7 protein-coding genes are annotated in these 6,672 nt (G+C 58.6%); 3 read left to right on the plus strand and 4 right to left on the minus strand.

Features of this window, described 5'->3' with window-relative positions:
- Positions 1-485 precede the first annotated feature (485 nt).
- A complete protein-coding gene (locus tag AAF555_12135; GenBank protein MEM6912314.1) occupies positions 486-2,399 on the plus strand; it encodes an ABC-F family ATP-binding cassette domain-containing protein in 1,914 nt (637 codons plus the stop codon).
- A gap of 23 nt (positions 2,400-2,422) precedes the next feature.
- Entirely contained in the window at positions 2,423-2,998 is a 576-nt protein-coding gene (locus tag AAF555_12140) for a VOC family protein (protein MEM6912315.1), read from the plus strand.
- A 42-nt stretch (positions 2,999-3,040) separates the two neighbouring features.
- Here the strand turns inward: AAF555_12140 and AAF555_12145 are convergent, their stop codons facing one another.
- The 3 genes from AAF555_12145 to AAF555_12155 form a co-directional block, all read right to left on the minus strand.
- Positions 3,041-3,325, minus strand: a complete 285-nt coding sequence (locus AAF555_12145; protein MEM6912316.1) for an RNA-binding protein — start codon at positions 3,323-3,325, stop codon at positions 3,041-3,043.
- A 197-nt stretch (positions 3,326-3,522) separates the two neighbouring features.
- A complete protein-coding gene (locus AAF555_12150; protein MEM6912317.1) occupies positions 3,523-4,587 on the minus strand; it encodes a fatty acid desaturase in 1,065 nt (354 codons plus the stop codon).
- A gap of 66 nt (positions 4,588-4,653) precedes the next feature.
- A complete protein-coding gene (locus tag AAF555_12155; GenBank protein ID MEM6912318.1) occupies positions 4,654-5,397 on the minus strand; it encodes a hypothetical protein in 744 nt (247 codons plus the stop codon).
- Between the two features lie 53 nt (positions 5,398-5,450).
- On the opposite strand from AAF555_12155, the gene AAF555_12160 reads away from it, so the two are divergent.
- Positions 5,451-6,092, plus strand: coding sequence for an NUDIX hydrolase (locus AAF555_12160; protein MEM6912319.1), 642 nt, complete (start codon positions 5,451-5,453; stop codon positions 6,090-6,092).
- Here the strand turns inward: AAF555_12160 and AAF555_12165 are convergent.
- Complete coding sequence (locus AAF555_12165; protein ID MEM6912320.1) at positions 6,089-6,448, minus strand: MmcQ/YjbR family DNA-binding protein; 360 nt, start codon at positions 6,446-6,448, stop codon at positions 6,089-6,091. The genes AAF555_12160 and AAF555_12165 overlap by 4 nt on opposite strands.
- Between the last annotated feature and the right edge of the window lie 224 nt (positions 6,449-6,672).

The raw sequence follows: 6,672 nt of genomic DNA on the forward strand, positions 1-6,672 counted from the left end.
CTCCGCGTTACACGCTTCTTCCCTTCATACTCGGCTTGCGCAAAACTCAGCTGCTTTTCCATTCCTCTTCTCTACCACCCCCTTCTCCCACTCTCAATCTATCCTCCCACTCAAGAAGGGATTAAATCAGCGTTTCCTTAGGGTGTTGGAAAAAATCGCTTCCGCAGCTGGACGTCTTGTTCGCTCCTGTCGGGCTCCACAAAACCGATTCATAGGAATACAATTTTGATTATTTATCAGAAATAATGAAGCTTTTCATCCCAAGGCACTAGGCTTATAATTCTCATCCGAATCGGAAAAAGATGGCTGAATCTTTCGGTGTTTGGATTGCCTCCAAAAAACTCTATTGTCATTTCCCATCCAGGTGATCGCGAACTGCGGCAGTGGCCACGGCTCTCGCTTCAATGAGGCGATTTTTCTAAGAAGCTCTTCTGGCGAAGGAGAGTCTTGATTCCTGGTCTAGCCGAGCGAAAGCCTTTTTCCTCGTGTCCACCCTTCTTTCTGCCAACCAATTGCAACTCGCCTTCGGGCCTCAGAATCTCCTCGATGGAGTGACCCTGACCTTGGCGGAAGGGGAGAAGGTGGGGCTGGTGGGCCGCAATGGCTGTGGCAAAAGCTCTCTTTTGCGGATCCTCGGGGGCGAGAATCAAGCCGATTCCGGAGAGCTGTCCCTGCGGAAAGAAATCCGGGTGGGCTATTTGCCCCAGGAGTTTGAACTGGATCCCGAAGAGACCGTCGAAGGCAACATCGCAGCTGGGGCGGCCGATGTGGTCCAGGCCCTGGCCCACTATGAGTCCGGCGAGGGCTCGGAAGCTGAGCTGGCTTCCTTGCTGGAGAAGATCGAGCATGCCGATGGCTGGAATCTGGAGACTCGTATTCAAACTCTTGCCAACCATCTCCATACCCCGCCTCTGGATGCCCCCGTCCGCTCTCTTTCTGGAGGCGAGAAGCGGCGTGTCAGCCTCTGCTGCGCCTTGGCGTCCCAGCCAGATCTCCTCCTGCTCGACGAACCGACCAACCACCTCGACGCCGAGTCCATTGGCTGGCTCGAGCAGTTTCTCCAAGGCTACCGCGGAGCCGTCCTTTTCGTGACCCACGACCGCTACTTTTTGGACGTGATCGCCACCCGCATTCTAGAGATTGACCACGGAATGGCTTATTCTCACCCGGGGAACTACACGGCCTTTCTGGAGTCAAAGGCTCTGCGACAACAGATCGCTGAGCAAACTGAGCGACGTCGCCAACGCTTCCTTCGGACCGAGCTGGAGTGGGTCCGCGCGGGGGTCAAGGCGCGCACCACCAAGTCACGAAATCGCTTGGAGCAGTTCTATCAAGTCGAGGGCCAAGAAGCGCCCTCTGAGGAACGAGAGATGGATATTCTGATCCCGCCTCCTCCCGCGCTCGGAAACACGGTGGTGGAGTTCGAAAAGGTCGGTATGCGAGTCGGCGAGGGCGAGGAGGTGCGTTGGCTTTTCCGAGGCCTTGACCTCTCTCTTCGACCCGGGGAATGCACGGGCATCGTCGGGCGCAATGGCGTGGGCAAAACCACTTTATTGAAAATCGCCCTCCAGCAGCTGGCCCCGACCGAGGGCAGCGCGCAACTTGGAAAGCGGGTCCGGGTCAACTACATCGATCAATCGCGTATGCAGTTAACCGGTGCAGGCTCGCTCTTGGATGAGGTGGCTGATGGCAATGAGACACTCCATTTCGGCGAGCAACTCATGGGAGCCCGCGCTTACCTGCGCCGCTTCCTTTTCAGCGATGAGCGCATCAACGAACGAGTCGATCTCCTCTCCGGCGGCGAGCGAGCCCGGCTCATGTTGGCCAAAGTATTGAAAACGGGCGGGAATCTGCTCGTCCTCGACGAGCCTACCAATGACCTCGATCTCCCCTCGCTCCGGATGCTCGAGGAAGCGCTCGCGAGCTTTTCGGGCAGCGTGATGGTGGTCTCTCACGATCGCTATTTCCTAGACCGCATCTGTGACCGAGTGATTGGCTTTGAGGAGGGCGGGGTGCAGGTCAGTCCTGGCAACTATTCCTACTATCTGCAAAAGCGCCGAGAGCGGGAGGCGGAAGAAAGACGCGATGCCACCGCTGCGCTCCGAGAAGCGGAGGCTCGTCGCTCAGTCGCCTCAGCCCGCTCCCTCAAACCGCGAAAGCTCAGCTACAAGGAAGAGCGAGAACTCGAGGCGATGGAAGACCGCATTCTGGGAGCCGAGAGCCAGGTCACCGATTTGGAGGGGAAGCTGAGCGACCCGGCCTTCCAAGCTGAGAACTTCGAGAAGCTTTCCGACTTGGCAAAAGAACTCGAAGAGGCCCAGGCCGAAGTGAGCGAGCTCTACCGCCGCTGGGAAGAACTCGAAGCCATCAAGGCCGCCCACGCCACCCCAACCACCTGAAACCCGAAACCTCCCCCTCGCCCTTGCTCGTCGAGAAACTGAAATACACCCTGTGGGCTGCCGACAGAGAACGGGCCCGCGATTTCTATTGCGGCCTCTTTGGGGGTCAGGTCGTGCGAGAGAACTCGGCGGTCACGGAGATCGAGATCGCGGGCAGCACTCTCAGCCTTCATGGCGGTGGAGAGGGCAAGCGCACTTGGACGGGGCTGACTTTCCAGATCGCTGATGTGGTGGCAGGCGCGGCCCGGGTGCGGGCGGCTGGCGGTCACTGCCCCCGAGAGCCGCAGCCAGAGAACGGCCAGCCTCCCCACTTATACCAACCTCCAGAATTCACAGGTAGAATGGAGGGGAGGAGGTGTGGGGAAGAGGCGCTGAAGCGCGGGGAAGGGAGAGCCGGAGTCTTTCGAGCCAGCCCTGCGTCGCTCCTCGGTTACGGTGCCTGCACCGCGCCCTCGTCGCGCCTTGGTCTGGCCCGAAATCCACTCGGCCATTCTACCAGCCAATTCTGCAGCTTGGTATTAGCCATGTGCATCGATACCGAAGGCAATGACTTCATGCTCAGCCGCCAGCGAGATAAAAAAAGCAGCGCCTCCCCTTAAGGAGGCACTGCTTGGGAAAAAGAAATGCGGTTGGCGGGCGAGTTAGCGACGGTAGCCGCCGCGTCCTCCGCCTCCACCACGGTCTTCTTTCGGGCGGGCTTCATTCACTCGCAGATTGCGGCCGCCAAAGTCTTGCCCGTCGAGACCTTCGATGGCCGCTTCCATGGCTTGTTTGGAGTCCATGGTGACAAAGGCGAAACCGCGAGGCCGGCCGGTGTCCCGATCAGTGGGCATGTGCACATCTGTCACTTCCCCATACTCGCCAAAGGCGTCTTCCAATTCGTCCTGCGTCGTTTGAAACGGCAGGTTTCCTACATACATTTTCATAGTGGTTGAGCGGTCCACGCTCTTGAGCCGTCTCCGTAGACAGTTCCCGAGAGTCGGGTTTCAGATCACCACCGAATTCGCAAACTCACCTGGCAACACTCCATGCTCTGATCGTGCCAGATACGTGAACCGTCGTGGGCTATCGTCGCGATTCCGCTCTTTGGCCAAGGCTTTTTCAGAAAAACTGAAGGAGCTTACTAGGCCTGCAAGCCCAGCCTGCCATAGCCGCCGCGGTCCTTCCGCTGCAACATCTGACGCAATTGGCCAAAGCTGATGAGACGCTTGCCCTTCTCATCCCAGAGTCGGTAGTGGAGCGCCTTGAGACTGCCCGGAATCGTCAAGGGCTTGATGTCTTGGAACATCGAGTCCGAGTTGTGACAGCGCTCCAAATTGTAGTTGGGAATTCGAGGACTGAGGTGGTGGATGTGGTGATACCCGATATTCCCCGAAAACCACTGGAGCACTTTCGGCAGCTTGTAGAAGGAACTCCCCTCCATGGCCGCCGCCGTGTAGTCCCACTCCTCGCCACGCTCCCAATAGACATCCTCAAACTGGTGCTGGACATAGAAGAGCCAGATCCCGGCTCCCCCAGCCACTCCCATCGTGAGCACCTGCAAGATCAGCCAAGGCCAGAAGCCAAAGAAGAAAATGAGGGTGCCGCACATGGCGGCGATGGCCAAATTCATGAGCCAGACAGAGCGCTTTTCGCGGGGCTTGGACTTGGCTAAAGGAATGCGGTGCATGATGAAAAAGAGAAAGAGCGGCGAGAGCAGCAGGAGGACGAAGGGGTTCCGGGAAAAGCGGTAAAGAAAACGCAGCTTGGGAGAGGCTTTCAGATATTCCTCGACCGTCATAGTCCAGATGTCCCCGACTCCGCGACGGTCCAAGTCCCCGGCGGAGGCATGGTGGAGATTGTGCTCCCAACGCCAATGGTGGTAGGGCGTGAAGGTCAGCATCCCGGTGATGAAGCCCCAGAAGTCGTTGGCCCGCTTGGATTTGAAGAAGGAGCCGTGGGTGCAGTCGTGAAAAATGATAAAGACGCGCACCAGAATGGCACCCGCCAAAATGGCGAGCGGAACCGTCAGCCACCACGATACAGTATGGGTGAAATACATGACCGCCCAGAGGGCGGCGTAGGCTCCCACGCTATTGATTAGTTGCCAAACCGCCCGCCCCAGATGGGGAATCTGAAACTCCCTCACAATCGACTTCCATTTGGTCACCGATTGAGGGGAAGGGGCGGAGGAAAGAGAAGAATCCATGAGGCTACCTGCGGCCTGCGTCCCCATCCGTCAAACGCGAATGGAGCCTGTCAGCAGATCGTGACCTCAAGTTTCACCGACCATCCAAGGGCCCACTTTTTTCCAGTTTTCTGCGACGGGAAAGGTCTCCTCCCGAGAGGCGGCCACGGGCGGCGTCATTTCAAACTCCTCTCGCCAGCGCTCCCCCTTCTCCACGAAGACCTCCATGGCCAGTCTTTGCAGAGCGACGACTCGCCAGAAGTGGCTTGGCCGCTCGGTGTGGAGTGACTTGGCCCAGTCGCTATCCAAAAAGCGTCGAAGATCGGCTGCCCGAATCAGCATCAGGCGGATTTTGCGATCAATCTTGGCCGCCTTGGGAATCGACTCGCAGGTGAGGAAGCCCAGAAACATTTCCTTGGGCCCGCGCGGATCGAAGTTGGCCCCCATGACCTTGCCGAAGAGGGTGGCGCGGGCCGTATTCCCCTCGCGACCTCGCAGACGGATCAGTGGATCGGGCCAAGTCTTTTTCTCGGCCTGACGCTTGACCTTCCGAGCGACCACTTGGTTCCCCAGCAAGCCCTCCACTTCGCCGTAGCCGGGCACATTGATCGAGCGCAGAAGAAGCACTTCGGTTCCGTCCGGCTTCTTCGCTAAGAGATTGTATTGGGCCACGATCTCGTCCGTGCGGAGTCCGCGCTTGGCCCTCCACCAGGACCAGAGAAAGAGAGAAAGTGGAACCACCAGAAGGGTCACCACCCCCTGGGCCATCCACTCCGGAATGAAATCCATCCAATCGGAAATCACCAGCCAGACATCAAGCAAGACTTGCATCCGTCCCCCCTACCGGAGTAACAGCCTGCCAGGCAAGCGTCCGCTCTCAAAAAATGGCCCAGAAGGAATCAAAGACCCGCCAACCCAGCCTCGAATTGGACCTTTTCCAAGAGGGCCTGGAACCCGGATGGCGCCGCCTCCGGAGCGAAACCGTCTTCGATCACCGCTACCTCCGCTTGGAAGAGATCGAGTATGCCACGCCAGCCCATCCCGAAGGCGGGGTGCACTGGATCGTGGCGCGACGCAAATCTGCCATCGCCCTGGCCCCAGAACTGGCGGACGGTCGCTTTCTCCTCATCCGCCAAGAGCGCATGCCCGTGGAACTCACCCTCTGGGAATTCCCCGCCGGGCAGATCGACGAGGTCGCCCAAAAAGAAGATCCTGCCGTCATCCGCGCCACCGCCGCGAAAGAACTGGAAGAGGAAACCGGCTACCAGCTCGGCGCGGAGGGACGGCTTGAGCCGCTTGGCTACTTCTTCAGTTCCCAAGGCTTCACCGACGAGCACGTCTACCTCTTCCACGCGACCGGACTCAAAAAGCTCGAAAACGTCACCCTCGGGGCCGAGAGCGAAATGATCCACGAGGCCAAAGCCTTCACTTGGGCAGAAATCGGCCAGCTGATTGCGCGGAACGAGATTCGCGATGGCAATAGCCTGGCTCTCTACGCCCGCATGGCGGCTCGTCGGGCCATCTAATCCAAACGAATGCGCTCTCGGACCGCCTTGGAATGCCCGGCCAAGACGCGTTCGTAGGAATGGCGAATGAGATCGGCCACGAGCGGTGCCGGAAGAGAGCCATCAAGGAACACCGTATTCCAGTGCTTCTTGTTCATGTGATAACCAGGTTGGATGGCTTGGTAGCGGTCTCGCAAATCGAGCGCCCGGTCGGGCTGGCACTTCAGGTTCATGCGAACGGGCACCTCCTCCGGCGAAAGGGTCGCAAACATCTTGTCGGCCACCTTATAAACCAGCACCTCCGGACCAAAAGGCGTCCCTTCCGAGACCTCCGGTAGGCTCAGCAAAAGTTCGTGAATGGCCGCCAAATCGTTCATCTTTGTCTCCCTTCTCTTCCCCCCAAACCTACTGCCAAAGCAAGTCCTTTCGACCGAACAAGCTGAGACCGCACGCTGGCATAATACCAAGCTGCAGAATTGGCTGGTAGAATGGCCGAGTGAATTTCGGGCCAGACCAAGGCGCGACGAGGGCGCGGTGCAGGCACCGTAACCGAGGAGCAACGCTGGGCTGGCTCGAAAGACACCGGCTCTTCCTTCCCCGC

It is taken from the genome of Verrucomicrobiota bacterium (assembly GCA_039027815.1).
Lineage (GTDB): Bacteria > Verrucomicrobiota > Verrucomicrobiia > Verrucomicrobiales > JBCCJK01 > JBCCJK01.